Source organism: uncultured Haliea sp. (assembly GCF_963973825.1).
Lineage (GTDB): Bacteria > Pseudomonadota > Gammaproteobacteria > Pseudomonadales > Halieaceae > Haliea.
The window spans coordinates 91,671-113,790 of the sequence record NZ_CAXBAE010000010.1 but is presented as its reverse complement, the minus strand read 5'-3'; the positions used below and the strand labels follow the sequence as shown (position 1 = coordinate 113,790).

23 protein-coding genes are annotated in these 22,120 nt (G+C 56.5%); 5 read left to right on the top strand and 18 right to left on the bottom strand.

What is annotated here, in order from left to right; genetic code table 11:
- Positions 1–29: 29 nt before the first annotated feature.
- From AACZ17_RS12615 to AACZ17_RS12595, 5 genes are all read right to left on the bottom strand, one after another.
- Positions 30–590, bottom strand: coding sequence for a lytic transglycosylase domain-containing protein (locus AACZ17_RS12615; protein ID WP_290740034.1), 561 nt, complete (start codon positions 588–590; stop codon positions 30–32).
- A 12-nt stretch (positions 591–602) separates the two neighbouring features.
- Positions 603–1,421, bottom strand: a complete 819-nt coding sequence (locus AACZ17_RS12610; protein ID WP_290740032.1) for a TIGR03759 family integrating conjugative element protein — start codon at positions 1,419–1,421, stop codon at positions 603–605.
- Positions 1,411–1,638 (bottom strand): hypothetical protein, encoded by a 228-nt coding sequence (locus AACZ17_RS12605; protein ID WP_290740030.1) that lies wholly within the window; start codon positions 1,636–1,638, stop codon positions 1,411–1,413. Before AACZ17_RS12605 ends, AACZ17_RS12610 begins: the two co-directional genes overlap by 11 nt.
- Positions 1,638–2,018 carry a PilL N-terminal domain-containing protein gene (locus AACZ17_RS12600; RefSeq protein ID WP_290740027.1) on the bottom strand — a complete coding sequence of 127 codons (381 nt, stop codon included), beginning with the start codon at positions 2,016–2,018 and terminating at the stop codon, positions 1,638–1,640. The genes AACZ17_RS12605 and AACZ17_RS12600 overlap by 1 nt, the downstream gene beginning before the upstream one ends.
- 228 nt (positions 2,019–2,246) lie before the next feature.
- On the bottom strand, positions 2,247–3,113 hold the full coding sequence (locus AACZ17_RS12595; protein WP_027948952.1) for a phage integrase N-terminal domain-containing protein: 867 nt from the start codon (positions 3,111–3,113) through the stop codon (positions 2,247–2,249).
- Between the two features lie 867 nt (positions 3,114–3,980).
- Here AACZ17_RS12595 and AACZ17_RS12590 point away from each other — a divergent pair.
- Together AACZ17_RS12590 and AACZ17_RS12585 are read left to right on the top strand one after the other, a co-directional pair.
- Positions 3,981–4,265 carry a helix-turn-helix transcriptional regulator gene (locus AACZ17_RS12590; RefSeq protein ID WP_290740024.1) on the top strand — a complete coding sequence of 95 codons (285 nt, stop codon included), beginning with the start codon at positions 3,981–3,983 and terminating at the stop codon, positions 4,263–4,265.
- Positions 4,258–5,508, top strand: a complete 1,251-nt coding sequence (locus AACZ17_RS12585; protein WP_290740021.1) for a type II toxin-antitoxin system HipA family toxin — start codon at positions 4,258–4,260, stop codon at positions 5,506–5,508. The genes AACZ17_RS12590 and AACZ17_RS12585 overlap by 8 nt, the downstream gene beginning before the upstream one ends.
- Positions 5,509–5,641: 133 nt before the next feature.
- Here AACZ17_RS12585 and AACZ17_RS12580 read toward each other — a convergent pair whose 3' ends face one another.
- From AACZ17_RS12580 to AACZ17_RS12540, 9 genes are all read right to left on the bottom strand, one after another.
- Complete coding sequence (locus tag AACZ17_RS12580) at positions 5,642–5,974, bottom strand: YegP family protein (RefSeq protein WP_290740018.1); 333 nt, start codon at positions 5,972–5,974, stop codon at positions 5,642–5,644.
- Between the two features lie 246 nt (positions 5,975–6,220).
- Positions 6,221–6,646, bottom strand: a complete 426-nt coding sequence (locus AACZ17_RS12575; protein WP_290740016.1) for a DUF6573 family protein — start codon at positions 6,644–6,646, stop codon at positions 6,221–6,223.
- 93 nt (positions 6,647–6,739) lie between these two features.
- Positions 6,740–7,255, bottom strand: a complete 516-nt coding sequence (locus tag AACZ17_RS12570) for a JAB domain-containing protein (RefSeq protein WP_290740013.1) — start codon at positions 7,253–7,255, stop codon at positions 6,740–6,742.
- A gap of 104 nt (positions 7,256–7,359) precedes the next feature.
- The gene (locus AACZ17_RS12565) at positions 7,360–7,788 is read right to left on the bottom strand and encodes a DUF3577 domain-containing protein (protein WP_290740010.1); all 429 of its coding nucleotides are present in this window, start codon (positions 7,786–7,788) and stop codon (positions 7,360–7,362) included.
- A 189-nt stretch (positions 7,789–7,977) separates the two neighbouring features.
- Positions 7,978–9,084, bottom strand: a complete 1,107-nt coding sequence (locus AACZ17_RS12560; RefSeq protein WP_339638371.1) for a ParM/StbA family protein — start codon at positions 9,082–9,084, stop codon at positions 7,978–7,980.
- A gap of 433 nt (positions 9,085–9,517) precedes the next feature.
- Positions 9,518–10,258: a TIGR03761 family integrating conjugative element protein gene (locus tag AACZ17_RS12555; protein WP_339638370.1), complete on the bottom strand. Its 741-nt coding sequence runs from the start codon at positions 10,256–10,258 to the stop codon at positions 9,518–9,520.
- A gap of 187 nt (positions 10,259–10,445) precedes the next feature.
- A complete protein-coding gene (locus AACZ17_RS12550; RefSeq protein ID WP_339638368.1) occupies positions 10,446–11,744 on the bottom strand; it encodes an STY4528 family pathogenicity island replication protein in 1,299 nt (432 codons plus the stop codon).
- Positions 11,692–12,294 carry a DUF2857 domain-containing protein gene (locus AACZ17_RS12545; RefSeq protein ID WP_339638394.1) on the bottom strand — a complete coding sequence of 201 codons (603 nt, stop codon included), beginning with the start codon at positions 12,292–12,294 and terminating at the stop codon, positions 11,692–11,694. The genes AACZ17_RS12550 and AACZ17_RS12545 overlap by 53 nt, the downstream gene beginning before the upstream one ends.
- Positions 12,281–13,900 carry a ParB family protein gene (locus tag AACZ17_RS12540; protein WP_339638367.1) on the bottom strand — a complete coding sequence of 540 codons (1,620 nt, stop codon included), beginning with the start codon at positions 13,898–13,900 and terminating at the stop codon, positions 12,281–12,283. The genes AACZ17_RS12545 and AACZ17_RS12540 overlap by 14 nt, the downstream gene beginning before the upstream one ends.
- 204 nt (positions 13,901–14,104) lie before the next feature.
- Here AACZ17_RS12540 and AACZ17_RS12535 point away from each other — a divergent pair, with 204 nt between their 5' ends.
- Positions 14,105–14,845, top strand: coding sequence for a S24 family peptidase (locus tag AACZ17_RS12535; RefSeq protein WP_339638366.1), 741 nt, complete (start codon positions 14,105–14,107; stop codon positions 14,843–14,845).
- A gap of 246 nt (positions 14,846–15,091) precedes the next feature.
- Positions 15,092–15,340, top strand: coding sequence for an AlpA family phage regulatory protein (locus tag AACZ17_RS12530; RefSeq protein WP_035230350.1), 249 nt, complete (start codon positions 15,092–15,094; stop codon positions 15,338–15,340).
- On the opposite strand, the gene AACZ17_RS12525 is transcribed toward AACZ17_RS12530, so the two are convergent.
- From AACZ17_RS12525 to guaB, 3 genes are all read right to left on the bottom strand, one after another.
- Positions 15,324–16,520 carry a tyrosine-type recombinase/integrase gene (locus AACZ17_RS12525; protein ID WP_339638361.1) on the bottom strand — a complete coding sequence of 399 codons (1,197 nt, stop codon included), beginning with the start codon at positions 16,518–16,520 and terminating at the stop codon, positions 15,324–15,326. The genes AACZ17_RS12530 and AACZ17_RS12525 overlap by 17 nt on opposite strands.
- Before the next feature lie 308 nt (positions 16,521–16,828).
- Positions 16,829–18,406 (bottom strand): glutamine-hydrolyzing GMP synthase, encoded by a 1,578-nt coding sequence (gene guaA, locus AACZ17_RS12520; protein WP_339638359.1) that lies wholly within the window; start codon positions 18,404–18,406, stop codon positions 16,829–16,831.
- A 13-nt stretch (positions 18,407–18,419) separates the two neighbouring features.
- Positions 18,420–19,889 carry an IMP dehydrogenase gene (guaB, locus tag AACZ17_RS12515; RefSeq protein WP_290739986.1) on the bottom strand — a complete coding sequence of 490 codons (1,470 nt, stop codon included), beginning with the start codon at positions 19,887–19,889 and terminating at the stop codon, positions 18,420–18,422.
- A 77-nt stretch (positions 19,890–19,966) separates the two neighbouring features.
- Between guaB and xseA the strand changes: the two genes are divergently transcribed.
- A complete protein-coding gene (xseA, locus tag AACZ17_RS12510; protein ID WP_290739983.1) occupies positions 19,967–21,325 on the top strand; it encodes an exodeoxyribonuclease VII large subunit in 1,359 nt (452 codons plus the stop codon).
- Between the two features lie 11 nt (positions 21,326–21,336).
- Here xseA and AACZ17_RS12505 read toward each other — a convergent pair whose 3' ends face one another.
- A complete protein-coding gene (locus AACZ17_RS12505) occupies positions 21,337–21,984 on the bottom strand; it encodes a Crp/Fnr family transcriptional regulator (RefSeq protein ID WP_290739980.1) in 648 nt (215 codons plus the stop codon).
- Between the last annotated feature and the right edge of the window lie 136 nt (positions 21,985–22,120).

Below are 22,120 nucleotides of genomic sequence, written 5' to 3'. Positions count from 1 at the left end.
CGAGCACGAGGACTGGCAACGATCGTTGTCTACGGATTCTCAAAGCGAACCTCCTGCGGTGTATCGGTCAACCGCATCCAGTGCGCCTTGACCCGCTGACCGTATCGATCAGCTCGGGCAGGATCGTTGGGTGCGTGATAGCAGCCGGCGCTTTGAATCCAGTGGGTGTGTTCGACGAAGCAGTCGCGCAGGATCGCGGCGGCCACACGCAGGTTGTGGTAGGGATCCAGCGCTTGCCAGGATGAGCCGAGGACTGAACGGTGGTAACGCCAACTGATTTGCATCAGCCCGATATCCACCGAGGTTTTGGTTTCCGTCAACACCGCCTGCAGGGCCTGCCATGCCATCTGACGCGACGGGAAATAGTGCCCTTCCCCATCAATATTGAGCGCCCACGGCCAGGGGCGTAACTGCCCACCGCTGAGCGAGCTTTGTCCGCTCTCGGTCAAGGCCACCGCGTAGAGCAGGCCCGGAGGCAGGCCGTATTCGATCGCGACTTGCTGATAACCCACTGGCACGGATTGCGACTGCGCGGCCGTCGACCACCACAGCAAACCGATGACACAAGGTATGATCGGCCAACTCCCCATGACCGGCGCCCGCTAGAATCGTGATACCGGCAAGGGGATCAAGCGATCATCCCGCCGCAGTATCAATACGGGCAAATCTTGTCCTTGCAGACCCGTATGTGCGGAGACCTTACCTATCGCACCATCGTCGATGTTCAGGGTAATCTTGTGCTCACTCACCCATTGGGGGTCAATCTGTTTCGAAGCCGCCCAGTCACGTATACGGGATTCATCACCGGCAAACACATCGATCAGGTACAGATCGATGCCAGAGAACTGTTTGATCTGGCTGACCAATCGCTCCAGCACCGCATCGCAGGTCGGGCATTGGGTATCGGTAAAGAACAACACCCGGTCAGACGATTGCCACACGAATTTTCCAGCCAGACCTTGATCCGGCTTGGTGGACGCTACAACACCGGGGTCGATCAATAAACCGTTGGGGAACAGGCGCCGCTGGGCGTCGTCGTAGGCCCGCTGAAACGCCAGAATGCGTTCGGCATCGTCACGCATCATCACTGCCCACTGTTCAGCGTAGCGCCGACGTTCACCGGCACTGCGGGCGTGGATGCCAAGCACTTCGAGGGGTGACAAGGTCGCAGGACTCACGCTGCCCCGGATACCTTGCAGCAAAGATTGGTAACGCTGCCATTCCGATTCATCTAATCCCCACTGGTCAGCACGAAACGTCTGAGAATCGATACGTTCTGTTGCAGATTGCTCGATCGCCAGAGTGTTCGAAGGTTGTGAATCGGCTGCCTGCCGGGTATCCGCGTTAACAGGCAACGTGACGCAAAGACAGAACCCGACTAATGCGATGGCAGATTTTCTCATGCGATGCTCAATGGTCATTTTCATTGACCTGTTGATCGATGGGCACGGTCAGGTCGCGCTGAATGATCAGCTGATACTCCTGATCACAAATACGCACGGAGCATTCTCGATCGTCTATCTGATCGCCGATCGAAACCGCCTCACTTTCAGCACGCGGTTCCGGATCAACTTGCCTGGACTCAGCACCCAAAAACCATGCGGTAACAAAAACGATGGCAATGACAAAGGCTTCCATTACTGCGCACCTCCCGTCGCATTGGGGGCGGAAATATCCACGCAACGCTCGAATGCAATGAGGCGGTGAACGGGATCCTGGATAAGATAAAAAGCAGGACCGATCATAAGTCCCATCACGGTTTGGAGTGGCATGGGCTCAAAGCGACGATGCACCGCTGGCAGCGGCAGCGCCAGCATGGCTTTCGCCTCCTCCGACAGCACAGCATCGGCCGCCAGGCGATAGCCGGAATCTCGCAACATCCAGTGGAAGGCCTCCCCCACACTGTTGATGTCGCCTGGAATGGTGATCGCTCTCGTCACCGATAACAGATCCCGCTGCCCGGTGGTCGGCTGAGCGACCATCACTGAATAGCGACCCGTTTGTTTCAGTGTGGTCATTGTTGTGGCGGGCCGCTCTGCCGCCACTACCGAATGGCTCCCGACGGCAGCACCAGAACAGCACACCAGTATCGTTAGGAGACGAGGGATTCCATGATGTTTAAACGAAGACATGTTTTGGCCTCGATCGTGATGAATGGCATCATGATCGCCAAGTGATCTTCTGGCGTGAATAGTTAATCCACTCGGTGAGTGTCGTGCTTATCCATGAGACGCCTCGGCCCAAACTCATCGACCTAAATACACAGCGCTGATCTGCTCGCGGGCGTGGCCCAACTCGCGACTGATGGTGAGTCGTGCTTGATGGTCCTGCTGTCGTTGCTCGATGCTTAAACTGTTTGCGACCGGTCCACCCGCCGCAGGACAGGCCCAACCCGTCAACGCCTGATAGCGTGACTGGGCATACGCATGGCGCAGGCCATGCAGTTTCGATAAACCTGCCTGAGTGGTATGACGTTCGTAGGTCCGCAGCTGCTGGATGTAGGTTTTCTGCGGTGGAATCAGGGAACCCGATCCCACCAGTCGGTGGGCACGATTCAAGACGGCACGCTGTTCCTGAGTGAGCACCGGCACGATCCGCATCTTGCCCCCTTTCGTCCAGGTAGCTTTCAGGCGAACGTGATCACCCTGGTCGGCATAAGCTGGGATAAATTTGATCGCCTCCTCCCTGCGCAATCCGAAGGCGCGCTGTAACTCCAGAGTCATTCGCACATGCTCATCTTTAACGCTGGTCAACGCATCGTTACCGACAACCACCGCCTTGGAGTGTTGACTGACGAACTGCCGATCGGGAATGCCGTAGAACTCATTCGATCGGGCAATAACATTGCGCCTATCCACCTTGGCGGCCCACCAGCGCAGGCAATTCATACGGTTTTTGATGGTACCGGCCGCCATGCCCTCGCTGAACCAGCGTTTCACCAGGGCGTCCACGTGCTTCGGCTTTAGGGATCGGGTAGTCATGCGCCGATACCCCATCTCCTGCAGTTGATTGGCAATCTGGTTAAGTATGCGCGCGCGATTGGCTTGCGTACTGTAACTGCCATCGCGATTGCGTTTGCACAACTGTTTCAATTGGTAGTTCAGGTCTCTCATCGTGTACTTTCCAGTCTGGTAAGTGTTTCTGACCAACCACAGGCTCGTAGCCTGACTGGGTCCGCCGAAGCGGATGGGTCAAGGGACACTACTCCCCTTTCGACCTGATAAGCCTGGTCGCAGGCAACCTGGCTGCTCTTCTGCTGAAGATGGTGCCGGGTAAACCAATGGACTCTAAGAGTCAGTTGCGATGGTGAGTACTTCACCTCCTTTTAAATGAGCGGAACCATCGGTCCGCGAGTTGAAAGAAACCGTCGGTGAAACGGCGCGTTGGTAGTCGGCTACTTGCAAGCCGGGTTTGAGGTGGCATTAGCCAGATTGAAGCGAGGACGAACGTCCTGCTATTGAGGAAATATTGAAGATGAGCTGCAGCTGATGCTGTGCGCCAGGGTAGCTCGGCTGGCGCCGTTGCCGTTTTTGCCATTTTTGATGGCGAGGGCGACAATCCTCATCCACGTTACCGCCGTGGCCGCGTATGGAACTGTTTACGTTTCTTGGCCGCTAGTATAGTTAGAGCGAACTCGCTGGGAACACATCAATCCGAGCGCAATCCGTTGTCGTTCCGTGCTCCGCCGCCCTCGTCACTACGCCGCTTCGCTAAGCAGTGACGAGGGCTTCGTTCGAATCAACGCCCACGCCAGGTCTGCGACCTGTCCTGGCAGTTGAACAGGTTTGTGTGTTCAAACGATGGTTACAGTGGAACCATCGCGGTTGCACTTGCGAACAGCCGATATTTTTACCGTACGTGATAAAATTATACTGATTGGGCGCTCCAAGAGAACAATTATCACGTACGATATAAAATTATTGTTTATATGCCCAGCATATGCTATTTTTTACCGTACGGTAATTTTTTTCAGGTGAAACATGAGCAACGATCCGGTGCAATACGGTGCAATCCGATCCGCTGAAGAACTCGGCAAGCTGGTGCGTGCCCACCGAAAACAGAAAAAGCTGACACTAGAAACCATTTCCGGGTTGGGCAACTTGAGCACCCGCTTTTTGTCGGAGTTCGAGCGCGGCAAGGAAACGGCAGAGCTGGGCAAGGTGTTGAAAGCACTCCGCACCCTGGGACTGGAGGTGGTGATTCAGCCCCGTGGGCAGACGCCCTTAAAGCCGCTCCCTAAACAAGCGGGAGATAGCCATGCTTGACCCGGAAGGTCTCAATGTCTGGAGTGATCAGCGACTTGTCGGCTATCTGTGGCGCAATACCCAGGGTCTGATCGGTTTTCGTTACGACGATAACTGGCTGGCGCAGGGCGGCTTTGCAATCTCTCATACGTTGCCCTTGCGAAACGGTGATTTTGTGCCTGACGAGGGTCTTGCCCATCGCTTTTTCGCCAACCTGCTCCCCGAGGGCGGTGTTCGCGACCAGATTGTTCGTGATCTCAAGATTCCCAATACCGATTTCAACCTGCTCAGAGCCATTGGTGGCGAATGCGCTGGCGCACTGTCCATACTGGAAGCGGAATATCAACCCGCTGTGGACTATGAGTACCACAAAGTCTCGGATGAGGAGCTCGCCAATCTGGTGGCCCGCCGCGGTCAGGTCTACACCTGGACGACGAATGAACGTCCCCGGCTCTCCCTGGCTGGCGCCCAGGACAAATGCCCTCTCCTCGTTAGGGATAGCACCTACTGGTTACCCAGAAAAGAATCGCCATCCAGCCATATCCTCAAGTTCGAACTGTCCGATTATCGCCACCTACCCGCCTACGAGACGTTCACGACACTGCTGGCGGAGGCTATCGGCTTGCCCGTAGTCGATATCCAGCTCCGCTCAATCGCGGACACGCACTATGCGTTGATCAAGCGCTATGATCGCTACAAGCTTGAGAGTGGTCAGATTGCGAGACTGCATCAGGAGGATTTTTGTCAGGCATTGGGATTCGGCCATGAGCACAAATACCAGGAGTATGGCGGTCCCACATTCGCCGATTGTTATCGACTGATCCAGGATGTTTCCAGTGATCCTGCCAACGATCTGCAGCATTTACTGCGCTGGCAAATTTTCAATGTGCTGGCGGGCAACTCCGACGGCCATGCCAAAAACCTGTCGCTCCTATACCGACCGGGTGGTGAGATTCGATTAGCGCCCTTCTATGACCTGGTGTGTACCCGTGCCATTGAGCGCATTGATTATCATCTGGCCTTTTCCATTGGCAATGAGAGGAACCCTGGGGTCGTTGCCACAAAACACTGGGATGACCTGGCGCAACAATGCGGGTTGCGTCCGCGCTTTCTTCAGGATCAGGTTCAGGACGTTGCGAAAAGACTGCTGGAACAGTTGCAACCCGTGAAAAAACATTTCCAAAGTCGGTATGGGGAGTATGCAGCCCTGCAACGGATCGAGCAGGTCGTCACCAAACAGTGTCAACGCACACTCAATCCTTAATGGCAGCATGTATTGGGAATACGCGATCTCGCCCTATCAGGGGTATTGATCTCACCGATAAACCCGTGAGCGATTTGGCAAATTTACCTCGGGTGAAAAGTGATTTCCATCCGAGGTATTGGCATGGATTCATTCAGGTATTGTCTTCGACCGGGGCTGTAGGCCCATTGGTTTTGACGGACTGGATGCCGTTTTCCATGGCAGCCGTACTGGAGTACATTTCGCTGTTACCAATGATCTGCCCATTACCCGCCTTGAGGACAAAGTAGGGTTCGCCCTTTTTTGAGGTGCGACGATCATAATTACTGTCACTGGGTGAGTTCTTACGCACCGACTCAATACCGTTTTCGGCACCACTTTTGGCTTCGTAAAGTTCACTGGTGAGAATAATCTGACCATTCCCGGCTTTCAGGTTGAACATAAATTTGCCGCTTGGGCTTTTCTTGAGATCGTATTTCCCTGCCATGGGGCACTCCTTTGATAGTATGAAATTCATTCGTCGTTAATATGAGTGCATCGACACTACATCCGAGTGTTATACCAATAACAGGGGTCAAAACCAATATCATTTCCATCGTGATGACCGTAAAACCACGTTAAAATCGACGAGGGGCGTACGGTGCCGCATTTCCAGGGAAAAGCAGCAGACAGGAGTAAAAAGTGCCACTTTATCCCAAGTGGCCAGGGCAAGGAGCCGATTCGATCGGCGACATTAATCTTCGTTGGGCAGCATGATCGTGACGACCGGTTCACCGGCATCACCGGGGCCAACCATCAGTTTCAAACTCACCTCGCCGGCTTCTGTCGAATGCCCGTCTTTCGGCACGCGGTACAACGAGAACAGCAACCGATCACCAGGAGCAGTAGCCGTTCGAATGGCGTAGAACGCCATAAACAGCACGTCCCACAAACGGCCAGACTCGTCCTGGTGCACTTGAAAGCGGTTATTCCGCTCTGTCCAGGCGACGCAATCACACCAAGCGGTATGGGTAAGTGCGACTGGCCATTTGAAGCCAGCCTCACGTGCCATAGCGGTGACATCGATCAGGACGCTATCTTCGATAGCCTGTGCACGACTGTAACTTGCGACAACAGGACCGAAGACATCTTCCAACGACTTGTGCTCTGAATTTTTCATAAGGTTTCTCCCTGGAAAAATGAATTAAGAAATTCAGGGAGCACCTCCTTCCCATTGGGGAAGAAGACTCCCCAATGGGTTGATTGAATGGATTTACAGCAATCCGCGTTCGGCAAAGGAAACTGATTCCCCCACCGTGACCACAAAGTGATCCAGCACACGGATGTCAACGAGTGCCAATGCCTCTTTTAAGCGCCGGGTAATCGCTTCGTCCGCGTGACTGGGCTCGGCGACACCACTCGGGTGATTGTGAAAAAACATCACCGCTGCCGCGTTAAGCGTCAACGCCTGTTGCACCACCACGCGGGGGTACACCGAGGCACCATCAATGGTTCCCTGGAACAACTCTGCGGCTTCGATTACCCGATGCCGATTATCCAGGTACACACAACCAAAGACTTCCGCTTTGCGTTCAGCCAACAACATCCGCAAGTAATCACGGGTGTGGTTGGGACTCGGTAACTCAAGGCCCGGCTGGTGCAGGCCCTGCAATATCGCAAAGGCCAGCTGCAGCAGGGATTGCTTTTCAGGATCGTTCAACGACGCCATGCGAATGGCCGCGAAACGGTTTTTAGGAATCACCCGGGAGGGTGAGGATTTGGAAGCCATGAGCGGTCTCCTTGAAGAGTCGAGGAGACCTGCCCGGCAAGGGAGAATCTCCCTCGCTGGGTTGAAAGATTGATCGCATCAAAAGATGCGATCAGATTTGGTCGTCAGGCTACGGCGTTGTGGGTCTCAGCCGTCGGCGCCGGAAAGGGCTGGCCTTCGACTTTGATCCACTGGAACCGCAGTAACCGGGACTTCAGGCTGATGCCCGTCGTACCGGCTCGATCACCGTTTTTGAAGATGAAGGTTTCGGCTTGCAAATCACTGAGGTGAAAACCCACCAGCACTTTAAAGTCAGCTTCTACCGCTGGCAGCAGCTGACGCACCAGGTCCTTCGCCTCTTCACCCACCACCACGCACTCGAAATGCGTGTGCTGAACGTTATCGGCTGGCCCTCGTAGCGCCGCGATGGTGACGCTGAGAAAGGGGAACCCATTCTCGGGTGTCACTTCGCGAACCCGGTTGAGGTAACCGATGCCGTGAATATCAAGATCGAAATACTTCGGTTTTTCAGGGGTAGTTTGTCTACTGGTCATAACAGTTTCTCCTTGAACATAATGGAAAGCCGGAGAACACGATTCCCTGGCGGGAAGGTGTTTCCCGGCAGGGTGAGTAAAATCAGGACAAGCCCTGATACTGGATTGACGGTAAAACCGCGATGTCACTTGCACAATCCGCTGACATCTTCTTTGCCACTGAGACCGCAGTGGCCACGTACAAAGTCGTTACCCCTCCCTCACCGGGGCGTCGCAGACAAACTGCAGGTACTTGAGCATGCCCCTTGCGTTAGCAAAAGCGGCATGGTCGGCCATAATTTGATTGGGAAACCAGTTGGCAATATCAGCGGCTAACGCAGCACTGCCACCGCCGACGAACAGCACACGATCCAACTCCACACCGAGTCCAAGCTTGCGGCGGGTTTCGGTATAGAGTCGTTCCACCAACTCGCGTTTTGCTTCCGCCACCATGGCCGAGACATCATGATCCTTGCCATGCAAACGCAACCGATGTGTATCGACGGCCCGACTGATACTCTGCTCGCCAAGCTCGTTGATATCGAACTGTTCCTGTATACGGTTCGCCACGCGAATTTTGACGTTCAGCATGCCGCGATTCAGAGAGCCCGAAGAACCGTGCACAATGCCCTGATCCTGGACCACCACGTAATCCGTGGTGCGGCCACCGATATCGACAATGGCGATGGGCGCGTTGACGCGATCCGCATCCAACGTCACACCATCATCATCGGTCATAACAATCACATAGTCGTACCAGGCAGCCAGCGCCTCCGGAATAACTTCATGAAAGGCGATGCCCACCTTTAGGAGCCCCTGTTGCGCTGACCTTTGCGATGCTTTTCTGGCAACAACAGGCTCAACCGCCACTTTCAAACCATCCCTTTTGGCCTGGATCGCTTGTCGTCGTTGCTGACCATCGTTGCGGTAAAAGGCGGAGACCGGCAACCCCGTCACCACATGGACGGATCGGCCCGACAAACCCGCCTGTTGCAGTGCATGCTGGACGATCACCCGATTCAGGGCCGAGCCCGGGTATTCATCGAATTGGGTGGGCTCACCATCGACCGCACCGACGGAATACACACTGCCACCGGTTTCATACTCAAAAATTTTCTGTTCCTCATCCCGTATCCAGGTGACCCCGGCCGACCCCATACGTGCCCGCGAAGGCACCGCCAGGAGGCGACCATCCGGTAACGCCACTTTGGTATAGGCATAGCCGTCATCGAGGCCCACCTGTCCCACCGCCATGGGATTAGTAGCCACGGGTGGTTTGTCTTCGTCAGAAAATTTCTCATCGGTCAGTTCTGTCATGGTGCGATTCCTGATATCAGGGTTAGATGTCTTTACTCACCGATCACTCGTCTCAGGTGCGTAAAGGGTTTTCTGGCGTCATTTGGGGGAGCAAGCTCAGAGTGTTCGCTGATGTGTGAGCTGCCAGGTGACCGCGCAGCATGATCGAGCATCGTCTCGGTTGTTCGCGGCTGGACGGAACACGCTCCGCGACTTCCGTTTATCTGGGTGGATGTACACGGCTGGCTCATAGGAATTGTGTGTGCCGGCAGCGCTTGCTCAGATCTGATGGCCTGACACTCGCTTCGAAATCCCAGCAGCAACAGCTGCCGCAACCACTCGTTTTGTCTGCTGTTAGGCAGGCGGCGTAGACGCTGAAGCACCATCGCTTCGAGTGGAATTCGCGTATCGAGCGAGATGACGAGCTGCTGAAGCGTGCTGGTGGCCACGGCGGTCAGGCCTCGTCAGAATCTGCGATGGCGTTGCAATTCATCTGCTGAATTGCCAGGGGACGCAGAGACGGCAACCGCTCGCCATTGAGGATGTCCGGGGGAATCTCGCCCATCCGCTCTCTCGCTTTGATGGCTGCCGGTGTTCCTTGCCGGATATCGGAGCGACGAACGTCCAGGCAGTGATACCCCTGGGGCAACGCAAACACCCGGCGCACCCATCGCCCACTAGCCGACACCTGCTCAATGAGGTCAGTGGGCATGTCGAGACCTAAGTAATGCAACGTCATGTCTGCGCACATCAACCGGTCGTACTCACCCAGCAACTGTGCTGCGCGAAAGGCGTAGGGATTGGCGAACTGTAACGATACGCGCTGTGGTCGACTCGATTGTGCGACAGTGAATTCGAGCGCACTGTTGGATTCAGTGATAAGGGCGTCCATCCTTTGCTGCAATCCCTGCAGTTGTGCTCGGATATCGGCAACGCCCTCTTCCACTTTGAGCAACCACCAGTCGGCATAAGGGTCGTCGAAGCGGACGGCCTGCCATAGCGACTTCAGCCGATCTGCAAAACCGATCAATCCCATAATGGCAGGCTTGCCATCGGCTGCACGGCGGCCGCGGATCAGGCTCTGGGCCTGATAGGTCTGAATCGTCAACCAAACTTCACCCTGCAGGGAGCCTGGCACTGACTCGTTTTGATTTTCGGCTGTACTCTCGTGTGACTGCTGTGCATCTGAATTCATTTGCGTCATTCCCTTCAAGGTCAACTCTGACGTTCTATGAATCCACGAATGGGGATATGACACCACGGAATATCCATCCGACTGATGCAGTGTTTTGTGTTGTTGCGATCAGATGGTTCCAGTGGAAACAGTGCAGGGAAGTAACGACGGAGGGGTGTCACATCGTGTGTGATAACGGGCGGTCGCGCTATTTATCCATATTCAATGATGCTCGTAACTTGGCCAGCTGCTCACGCCCATAGGCTTGGTTTCGTGCTCGCTCTTCAGCCGCTTTGCTTTTCTGTTCTTCGTTTTCTGGCGGCGGGACGTGAAGTACCCGATCGTGTCTTGCCTCGGCCACCTTGATCCCGAGGTTGGGCACAAATTCGCCTTGTTGTGCCGCCTTGCAGAGCGAATGCAAGAACCGCAGCTCGTCATAAACCGGCTTCATGCCTTTTTGCTCAGACTCCAGACGACCCTGAAGTTCGTCGAGCACCAACTGCCGATCATCAAGATCGATCATGGCAAGATACCTGTCCGCCAGGTGTTTCTGGTTCTCCGACAAGCGCGGCGGATAGATCAGCGCTCGCTCTGTCACCGACGGAACTGATGGATTGGATTCAGAAAATGTTTTCTCTTCATGGTTTGTATTTTGTGTAGTGGTTGTTGTAGTTGTTTTTTTATAATGACTACTACAACGACTACTGTAGTGTTCCTTAGCCTCCGCCTTTGAATTTTGGTCCTGGACGGATTGTGCTGATGCGCTGGCCTCGGATGAATTTTTCAGTTTCCCAATGGTCGCGGCGTGAAAGGTAAAATAACGACCGCTTTTGCTGTGGTTTCCGCTGGAATCCGACAATTGTTGGGCGGCCTGCAGTCGACGCTCAATAGTTGACTCCTTCCGTCCTAACGACTCACCTTCCTGAATATCCTTATCCAGACTCTCCAACACAGCTTGCGCCACGCGCCGGACGCGGGCGTGATGATGTTCCTGGGATTGGGTGACGAATGCCATATAAGCCTCATCCAGGTACAGGGCATCGACCAGAGGCAGGGGTTCATCGTGAAGACTGTAGACATTGCCGGTGAAACGGCCGCTTTTTTGACGCACTCTGGCGCACAGCGTGAGCCAACGCGTCAAGCGCAGAATGGCAATAGCACGAGAGACAGTGGAGGTTGAGGAAACGTTAGTTTTAGCCGCAATGGTATCGTAATCGGGGAACGCCGTTCGCCCTCCAGTCTCTCTGGCATGGAGCATGATAACCATCCATACCAGTTTATCGACGGGTTCCAACACCGGGTCCTGGATGACCATGGCCGGCACGGCCTGATGCCAATTCCCCATGAACAACATGGCATCCGGTAACGATGGCTCACTCTGGGCACGAACCTTGGCAACAGTTGCCTTGATTAAAGCGTCGAGAGCAACAGTTTCTGGTCGCAGCGCATCCGCGTCATGGGCCATTCTCGGCAACCCGCCCGAACGTTGCGGCACTGCTTCCCTCACCGTAGGTTTCCCAACGCTGCACCAGCGTCCAAATCGATCGCAATCCAATGCCTGTCTGTTGCTGTAGGTCGAGATAGTCCTCTGCAGTCAATGTGGATTTGTCATCCGCCTGTACCTTATCCTGCCAGGCATACCAGAGCGCGTGGGTATCGGTTTCATTCAGTTCGGGAGGCCGGCCCACGGCCGGCGCCAGCGTCAACAATCGGCGCCATCGCGTGTACTCCCGAGAACTCACACCAAACAGCTGCTGCATCATCTCTAACGGTGCGTCCGCGACCAGCAATGTTCGCTGCAGATCCTCAGATTCCCGCTGATGACGCAGGTGATCGAGCATCGGCCAAAAAACATCACGATTGAGACCAATCTGCAGACAGTGCACACGCAGTGCATCGGCCCGATAGAGATCGGCCAGATTCATCTCTTTCAGGGCGTCCAGTTCTTTGGGGCCAAAGTTCATGGCACGCAATGCCTGCTGATCCCCTTCTGCCAAACATCGCATGGCGTACAACAGAACGGCGGTGGTGAGGTCGGCTTCCTTATTGGACGACATCGCTTTCACCTCCTTGTTGCGCCCAAAGCTCGACCCCGGTATCGAAGGCTAACCGTTTAATGCTCCGGTAGGACTCCATCATTTGCAGCAAACGCTGCCAGTCTGGCGGGTTCAATTGTTGCCAGAGCTGGCTGTTGAGATGGCCGGGATCAGGCGTCCAGACACTGCCAAAGAGCAGACCAGCATCATGGGATGCCAAGGCCTGGTATAGAAGCGAGTCTTTATCCAGGTAGGCCAGGACAATGTCCGTGGGAGCGACGGTCAACTCTGAGCTCGCAGCCAACTGCCACCAGAGTGCGGACACTAAATCCAGCATGTCCTGGTCAAGGGATTCCCGCAGTTCCAGTGAAGGCACATCAATCAGCAGAAAGCCCAAGCCCTGATCCGGCAGACGAATGACTGTATCGTGCAATCCGTGGGATGCCGCCAGGGTTACGGCGCAGTCCCACAACTGGCTCCGCAAAACTTCAAGATTTCTTTGTTGACCACCTTTTTGGGAATTCGGCGCAGAGGTCAACTCAGCCGGCATGTTCGGTTGGTCTTTGCTTTTGTCATGACCACTCGCCGGTGAATCGATGTCAGCGGGCTGCTTTTCCAATGTCGTCGTATTCGATGACGGCCCACTATCAGAATGCTCCGGGTGTTCCGAGTCCCTGTCCGCCCCCGGCTCTGTATCCTCTTCGGCATGAGCGGGAAGGCTGAATGCGCGGCCCGATAGTTGTGCCTCCATCTCCAGATGAATCACTTGGCGATTCAGTTCGGACTCCACGGCGATCTCATTTTCCAATGCATCGCGCAGTGGCTGAATGTCCCATTCGGCGCCGTCATGACGGCGACACAACTCAGCAAAGATCGCATCGAAAACGGTGTTATCCCCCAATTGGCGACGATCCCAGATCGCTCGGGCAGCGCGTTCAAGGGCTCGGATCTTTTCCACCTGTGGCCGACCCAATCCGGCAGCCAAGGCTTTTGGCATCAATGGCCACAAGGTCTCAACGGCATATCCCATTTTGGAAATCATGCTGTGGCTGAGCCCGAAACCTCGCTCTCTGAACAACTCTTCCAGTTGGCGCTGAGACAGGCTCTCAACCCCCATCTCGCTTTCGAGGAGATGCTTTGCTTCGAATACGGCCAACGCTTTATCAATGAAAGGCAAACCGCCGCGGAGCTCGTTTTCGCGGAGGTGGGCAAAAAGTACGTTGGACTCCTGCGACCAGGGCTTGACGACGCAATCAATCCAGCGAAATCGCTCATCGCCGGTTTCGTCCAAAAGCTCCTTTAGTATCCTCAGCCGTGTATTGCCGCCACTGTGGAGCACATAATCAGCAGCCCCCGGCTCCTGTGATAGCACCAATGGTTGATCCAGGCCTTCAGCCTGGATCGACGCCTTTATTCGATCGTATTCAGGGTTCTGCTGCCGACGGGGATTGCGGGAGTAATGGTGGATACGAGTGACGTCTACACGGGTGATCTCGTGGGCGGATGGCGATCTCTCAGGCGTCATCGTTGCCACCTGCTTCTTGTGCACCCGATTCAGGCACGACGCCGTAGAAAATCTCTGGATGTCGAACCATGCTCGCCCGAGGCACAGGCTCCAGTCGACCATCCGAAAGGTCCGCCACAGTACGGGTGTAATGCTCGATTTGCGTCGCCATCAATGGACTGGCATATCGATGCTGGCCGGCAATCTGATACAAGTAGGAGACTGAGTCGCCACACGCCGCAGCGACGTCGGCCCGCTCCCGCTTGGTTGCCATTTTGAGGAAATCCTTTAGCTCCATGCGCAGAAACATTAGCACCGTGCGAATCATTGAACAACGCGCAATCACCGCTTTTTGTTTATCACTCTGCTAAAAATCATGCTAAAGTGTTTCGCATGACGCTAAAAATTAACCAGATCCGGCTCCACAATCTTGAGGTTCTGATTGCCGAAGCGGGGTCAGCTGCCAAGTTGGCGCGTGCGGCTGGGACCAATAGCTCCTACCTCAGTCAGGTGCGCAACCAGCTGCCGACCAAAAAAGGAACGCCCCGCTCTATTGGAGATGAGCTGGCGGAGAAACTGGAAAAGGCCATGAATAAAGACCAAGGATGGATGGATACCCCCCATGCGGACGGGGCAAGACAAGAGGAACACAACGCCCACGACGGCCCGGATTTGCGCAGTCTCCACCCGCTGATATCCTGGGTCCAAGCGGGAAACTGGTATGAGATTTCTGAAAGTTTCGTGCCGGCCTACGGTTCAGAACTTTTACCCTGCCCGGTTTGTTGTAGTCCTGAATCCTTTGTACTTAGGGTTCGCGGTAGCAGTATGGAACCCAAGTTTCATGAGGGCGACCTGATTTTTGTTGACCCCAATGTTTCACCTGACCACGGAAAGTACGTGGTTGTTCGACTCGATGAATCCAATGAAGCCACGTTCAAGCAGTTAATTATTGAAGAGGGCAAGCAGTACCTGAAGGCACTCAACCCTGACTGGCCGAATCGCATTATCGAAGTGGATGAAGAAGCGACAATCTGTGGAGTCATTGTCTTCAAGGGGGAGGTGGTCTAAGTATTCCCAGCCTGCCCAAAGGCAGGAACAACAATAATTAATTCAAGTGACCGCATGCAGCGCAAATATGGTGAATGACGCTGTCACGGCAACACTCCTAAGTCCATCACCCCACCCTGATGCAGTAATTGTTTATCACATTGCTAAACATTCTCTTTTGCCAAAATGATTTGCACGGTGCTAACGTTTAGTTTTTGGCAAGCCTAAGACTCTGACACGTGCGGTCCGGAGCGAGAGTGAGAAGCAATGGATGACGGACACCCTACTCGACCAAGAAAGACTTTAATCAATCGAAAAACATTACTGGCTATGATTCCGCTTTCAGATCGCGCCATCTTCAATATGGAGAAACGAGGCGACTTTCCGCGCAGAATCGTGCTGACAAGCCGCAATGTCGCCTGGGACTTGGCCGAGGTGGAAAAGTGGATCGAATCCCGCAAAGAGTCTGAAGATCAACCTATCCGGCCAGGAATCAATATTAACGCTTCACGCTAGTCCACTCGTCAATCATGTCAGCCCAGTCTTGCAACATCGCCGCCCGTTGCTCCCGGTATTCGGCTTTATTGTAAATTGCCCTTACTCCTTTCTGCTCATGGGCAAGACACTTTTCAATCCAATCAGTGTTGTAGCCTGCTTCATGCAATAAGGTGCTGGCTGTGCGACGCAGATCGTGCGGACCAAATTTACCAAGCTGCTCACCATCCTTTTGTGCAGACTGATACGTCAGGGCAAGAACGCGATTCAAAGTCGCTGCACTCATAGGCAAGTCCGAATCATACCGCGAGGGAAGCACGAATTCGGAGCCACCGGCAAAGGTCTTCAGTGCGATAAAGATGTCCAGTGCCTGGCGAGACAGAAACACCAAATGTGGATTTCGTCGCTTCATACGCTGTTTCGGGATCGTCCAGAGTGCCTCGCTAAAATTGATCTCTTCCCAGGTGGCGTTGGACAACTCGGATTTTCTGACCATGGTCAATAACAGCAGCTTGATTGCGGCTCTATATTGCGGCGAGGTCCCGATTCGATCCATGTACTGATACATCAGACCAATTTCGGCAGGACTCAGGGCGCGGTCACGGGGTTCGAATCTGGCGATACTGTTGGGGCGAACCATTTCAGCGGGGTTTTCAACTTTCTGTCCGCGTTCGATCGCCCACCGATAAACCTGTAATACCACTTCTCGGGCGTGGACGGCTGTTGCTGGCGCTCCTCTTTCCACGATGGCATCGGTCACTGCCCGGAGATCCTCATGCGTGATCTCAGATAATTTCTGATTGCCGAAGCGCTTTTTCAACTCGCGGTTGTAGACCGATTTACGCATGTCGCGTGTCGAGTCAGCCATCTGATAGCCGCGCAACCATTTTTCAGCCCATGCCCCGAATGTTTCGGCATCCTTCACGCGCGATTTGTCGCGCGCTTTCTCTCTGGCCGGGGATTTGCCGGCTGCAATCATTTTCTTTGCTTCGCTCAGCAGTTCCCGCGCTTCCGCCAGTGTGATACCGCCACTGCCATACCGACCGATGGTCAACGTCTCCTGGCGGCCGCTGATGGAGTAGTTATGTCTAAAAGAGATTGTCCCTGCCGGCGTGACTGCTACGTAAAGGCCGTCTCGGTCGTTGACCTTGTAGAGCTTGTCTTGAGGTTTCAGGTTGCGAAGCTTGGTATCGGTCAGCATGGCTAATCCTCCTTTTCTCGTCCTTAATACCATGATCAAACATGCCGTATTTTTCGCCTATATTTACTTTAATATCAGCATGTTAGTGATTTTCGATACCATGACTACTCCAAAATTCATGGCATGGTATTTCTTTGAGGTCGCGGTATCAGCTCGAACAATACCATCAAAAATACCATGAAAAAAGTTTGCTTGAGGGTGCTGGGGAGTGCCTGACATTGCCAGGAAAAATAAAGAAAAACCCATTGATATCAATGGGTTAATAGAGGTTTACTGCTTGTGAATGCCAGCCAGTGCCAGACGTGGAATCATTCCCACTCAATCGTCGCCGGCGGCTTGCTGCTCACGTCATAGGTCACCCGGGACACACCCGATATCTCATTGATAATCCGGTTGGACACCGTCTCCAACAATTCGTAGGGCAAATGTGCCCAGCGCGCGGTCATGAAGTCCACGGTCTCTACCGCGCGCAGTGCAATCACCCACTCGTAGCGACGCCCATCGCCGACCACGCCAACGGATTTCACCGGCAGGAACACGGCAAAGGCCTGGCTGGTCTTGTGGTACCAGTCCGCGCGATGCAGTTCCTCAATGAAAATGGCATCCGCGCGACGCAGCAGTTCCGCGTATTCCTTTTTCACTTCACCGAGAATCCGCACCCCCAGGCCGGGGCCGGGGAACGGGTGGCGGTAGACCATGTCGTAAGGCAGGCCCAGTTCCAGGCCGATGCGGCGCACCTCGTCCTTGAACAGTTCACGCAGGGGCTCGACCAGCTCCATCGCCATGTCGTCGGGTAGGCCGCCCACATTGTGGTGTGACTTGATCACGTGCGCCTTGCCCGTCTTGGCGCCGGCAGATTCGATCACGTCGGGGTAGATGGTGCCCTGCGCCAGCCAGTTCACATCGCGCAGTTTAGTGGCTTCGGCGTCGAACACCTCGATGAAGGTGTTGCCGATAATCTTGCGCTTGGCCTCTGGGTCCGCCTCGCCGGCGAGCTTGCCGAGGAACAGGTCTTCCGCGTTGACCCGGATGACTTTAACGCCCATGTTGCGCGCAAACATCTCCATGACCTGGTCACCTTCATTGAGGCGCAGCAGGCCGTTGTCGACGAAGACGCAGGTGAGCTGGTCACCAATGGCGCGGTGCAACAGCGCCGCCACCACCGAGGAATCCACACCACCAGACAGCCCGAGCAGCACCTTGCCGCTGCCCACGGTGTCCCGAACCCGGGCGATCGCATCTTCCACGATATTCGCCGGCGTCCACAGGGCTTCGCAGCCGCACAGTTCCAGCACAAAATGCTCGAAGATGCGCTTGCCCTGCAGGGTGTGAGTCACCTCGGGGTGAAACTGAATGCCGTAGAAGGGCTTGCTGCGGTGCGCCATGCCGGCAATCGGGCAGCTGTCAGTGGCTGCCACGAGCTCGAATTCCGGCGGCAGTTCGACCACCTTGTCGCCGTGACTCATCCACACGTCCAGCAGGCTGTTCCCCGCGCTGTCGAAATGGTCGCGGATATCGTGGAACAGGCCGGTGTTGGTCACCAGGCGAATCTGTGCGTAACCGAATTCGCTGGTGTGGGATGCACTGACCTGGCCGCCAAACTGCTCGGCCATGGTCTGCATGCCGTAACAGATGCCCAGCACCGGCACCCCCAGCTCGAACACGCAGGCGGGCGCACGCGGTGAGCCGGGGGCCGGCACCGATTCCGGACCGCCAGACAGGATCACGCCACTGGGGGCAAACGCGCGGATCTCGCTCTCACTCATGTCGAAGGCGCGAATCTCGCTGTACACGCCCACCTCCCGCACCCGGCGCGCAATCAGCTGGGTGTACTGGGAACCGAAATCCAGAATGAGGATCCGGCTGGCGTGAATATCTGCTGTCATTGCGGTCTGGCCTTTAGCGCACGGGGTAATTGGGCGCTTCCTTGGTGATGGAGACATCGTGTACGTGGCTTTCGGACATGCCGGCCGAGGTGACGCGGACAAATTCCGGGCGGGTACGCATGTCGTGAATGGTCAGGCTGCCGGTGTAACCCATGGCCGAGCGGACACCGCCCATGAGCTGGTGAATGATGGCTGAAACGGGGCCTTTGTAGGGCACGCGCCCCTCAATACCTTCGGGCACCAGTTTCTCCGCACCCTTGCCGGCATCCTGGAAATAGCGGTCGGAGGAGCCCTGTGTGCGCGACATGGCGCCCAGGGAGCCCATGCCGCGGTAGGCCTTGTAGGTGCGCCCCTGATACAGCTCCACCTCGCCCGGCGCTTCCTCGGTGCCCGCAAACATGCCGCCCATCATCACCGAGTGGGCACCCGCCACCAGCGCCTTGGCGATATCCCCGGAAAAGCGGATGCCGCCGTCGGCGATTACCGGTACGTCGCGCTCAGCCAGCGCCGCGACCACGTTGGAGATGGCAGTGATCTGTGGCACGCCCGTGCCGGTCACAACCCGCGTGGTGCAGATAGACCCGGGGCCGATGCCGACCTTGACACCATCTGCGCCGGCCTCGGCAAGGGCCAGCGCCGCTGCAGCGGTGGCAATGTTCCCGCCGATCACCTGCACGGACGGGTAATCCGCCTTGATCTGCCGCACCCGTTCAATCACGTTGCGCGAGTGACCGTGCGCGGTGTCCACGACCAGCACATCCACACCCGCGCGGATCAGGGCCGCAACCCGGTCTGCGGTGTCCGGGCTGGTGCCTACCGAAGCGCCGACGCGCAGCTGGCCGTAGGAATCCTTGCAGGCCATGGGGAAGCTCTCGGCCTTGTCGAAATCCTTGACCGTGATCATGCCACGCAGTTCGAACTTGTCGTTTACCACGAGGATCTTCTCGATGCGGTGCTGGTGCAGCAAGCGCTGCACCTGCTCGGAGCTGGCCCCTTCGCGCACCGTTACCAGCTTGTCTTTCGGCGTCATCAGCTCCGAGACGGACTTGGTCGGGTCGGATTCGAACCGGGTATCCCGACGCGTGACGATCCCCACCAGGTCCTTGCCATTGAGCACCGGCACACCGGAGAAGCCGTGGGCATTGGTGAGTTCACGCAGCTCGGCCAGGGAGGCGTTCTGCTGAATGGTGATAGGGTCCTTGACCACACCACTCTCGAACTTCTTCACCCGGCGCACCTGCTCCGCCTGCTCCGCAATGGTCATGCTCTTGTGGATGATGCCAATGCCGCCCTCCTGGGCCAGCGCAATGGCGAGGCGCGCCTCGGTCACGGTGTCCATGGCCGCCGACACCAGCGGAATGTTCAGCTCGATGCCGCGGGTGAGACGGGTACGCAGCGACACATCACTGGGAATCACGTCGGAGTACCCGGGCAGCAGCAGTACGTCATCGAACGTGAGGGCTTCCTGGGCGATACGCAACATGGGAGGTCTCCGGCTGGCAGGTGGCAGCTAAACGTGCAATTATAAATCTTCTGGCCACTACAGGTAAACCAAAGTCCGTGCTGCAACACCCCACGTCCGGTAACCCGCCCACACTCACCGTCGGCCAGCTGAACCGGGAAGCACGGCGCCTGCTGGAGAGCCATTTCGACTACATCTGGGTGGAAGGCGAGGTGAGCAATTTCGCGGCCCCCTCCTCCGGTCACTGGTACTTCTCCCTCAAGGACAGCGGCGCCCAGGTGCGCTGCGCCATGTTCCGCAATCGCAACCAGCATATGCGGGTGACGCCGGCCAACGGCATGGCCATCCGGCTGCGCTGTCGCGTATCGCTGTATGAGGGTCGCGGAGAGTTCCAGCTGATCGTGGAGCACCTGGAGCACGCGGGTGCCGGCGCGCTGCAGGCCGCGTTTGAGCGGCTGCGGGACAAGCTACAGGCCGAGGGTCTGTTCGCGCCGGAGCGCAAGCGTGCGCTGCCCGCAGAGGTGCGCACCCTCGGGGTCATCACGTCCCCCACGGGCGCGGCCATTCACGATGTGCTGACCGTGTTGCAGAGGCGCTGCCCCGCCATGCGGGTTTTCCTGCTGCCGGTAGCCGTGCAGGGCGAGGCGGCTGCGGGTGAAATCAGCGCCGCCATCGCGCGCGCCAACCGCTGGCAGGCGGCGGGGGACGTGCCATTTGACGCACTGCTGGTCACCCGCGGCGGCGGCTCCCTGGAGGATCTGTGGGCATTCAATGAGGAGGTTGTGGCGCGGGCGATTGTCGCCAGCGCCCTGCCCGTCGTCAGCGCGGTCGGCCACGAAGTGGACATCAGCATTGCCGACATGGTCGCCGACCAGCGCGCGGCGACGCCTTCTGCCGCAGCCGAGTTGCTCAGCCCGGACCAGCGCGAGCGCGCCGCACTGCTGCTCAGGCTGGAACACACCCTGGCCGGCCGTATGCGCCAGCGCCTGGAACGTGCCGGGCGCGACCTGCATTACCTGCGGCAACGTCTGCGCCACCCCGGGCAACTGCTGCGCGAGCAGGCACAACGGCTGGATGAGCTGGAACAGCGCCTGCTCCGCGCCCAGCGCGCCCAACTGCGCGAGCAGCGAGGCGCACTGGCGCTGCTGGAGAACCGGCTGCGATCCCGCGCGCCCGACACTCGCGTGCGCGCGCTGCAGGCTGCGGTCGGCCAGTTGGAGCAGCGCCTGCAGCGCGGGATGCAGCAGCAGCTGCGCGGCGCGAATTCGCAGCTCGCGCACCTGTCGCAGTTACTGGATTCAGTCAGCCCCCTCGCTACCCTGAGCCGGGGCTACAGTATTCTGCGCGACGCACAGGGTGCCGTGGTGCGCGACGCCGCAGACGTGGCATGCGGGGACACACTGGAAGCCCGACTGGCCCGTGGAGAATTGCGGCTGCAGGTACTGGGGACCCAATAGCCCCCGGGAGGTCAGTACTTGGCGGGGAGCCGGGTGTTGATGATGATATGGCGGCCCTCGAAGCGGATATATTCACCGATGGTGAGATCCTTCAGTATCCTCGCCACCATTTCCCGCGAGGCGCCCACGCGGTCCGCGATGTCCTGTTGGGTGAGCTTCTCCGGGATGAACAGGGTGCCATCACCGCGCTCTTCGGAGAGATCCATCAGCACGTTGGCAACGCGCCCGTACACGTCCTGCAGTGCCAGGCTTTTGACATCAGCGGTAAGCTTGCGCACCCGCTGGGCCAGGTTACTGATCAGCTTGCGGGCAATACTCGGGTGCTCGTCCAGCACGCGATTGAAATCCTCCTTGAAAATGATGCAGAAGGAGCACTTCTCTACCGTGCGCACAGAGGCGGAGCGGAGGGAGTCATCCAGCAACGCCAGCTCACCGAAATAGTCGCCGGGCCCCTGGGTGTTCATGATGAACTCTTTGCCGTTCTTGTCGCTACAGTAGACCTTGACCTTTCCGCTCTCGATCACGAACAGAGAATCCGCCGGATCGTTTTCGTGGATCACGACCGTATTCTTGGGGAAGGACCGGCTGGTACTGCTGCTCGCCAGTGCGTCCAGTTCCTCTCGCGAGAGCCCCTGAAATATTTCTACCTGCTGCAACATGCTTGTTATTCCTGCCTCATGCAAAGTCTGTCCCTGAAGCCATGCCCACATACTACCTCAAGTGCCACAGCAAAACACACCTGTCAGGGGATTTACCACCCGCTACACCACAGCGCCGCCCGTGTTCTTATATAAC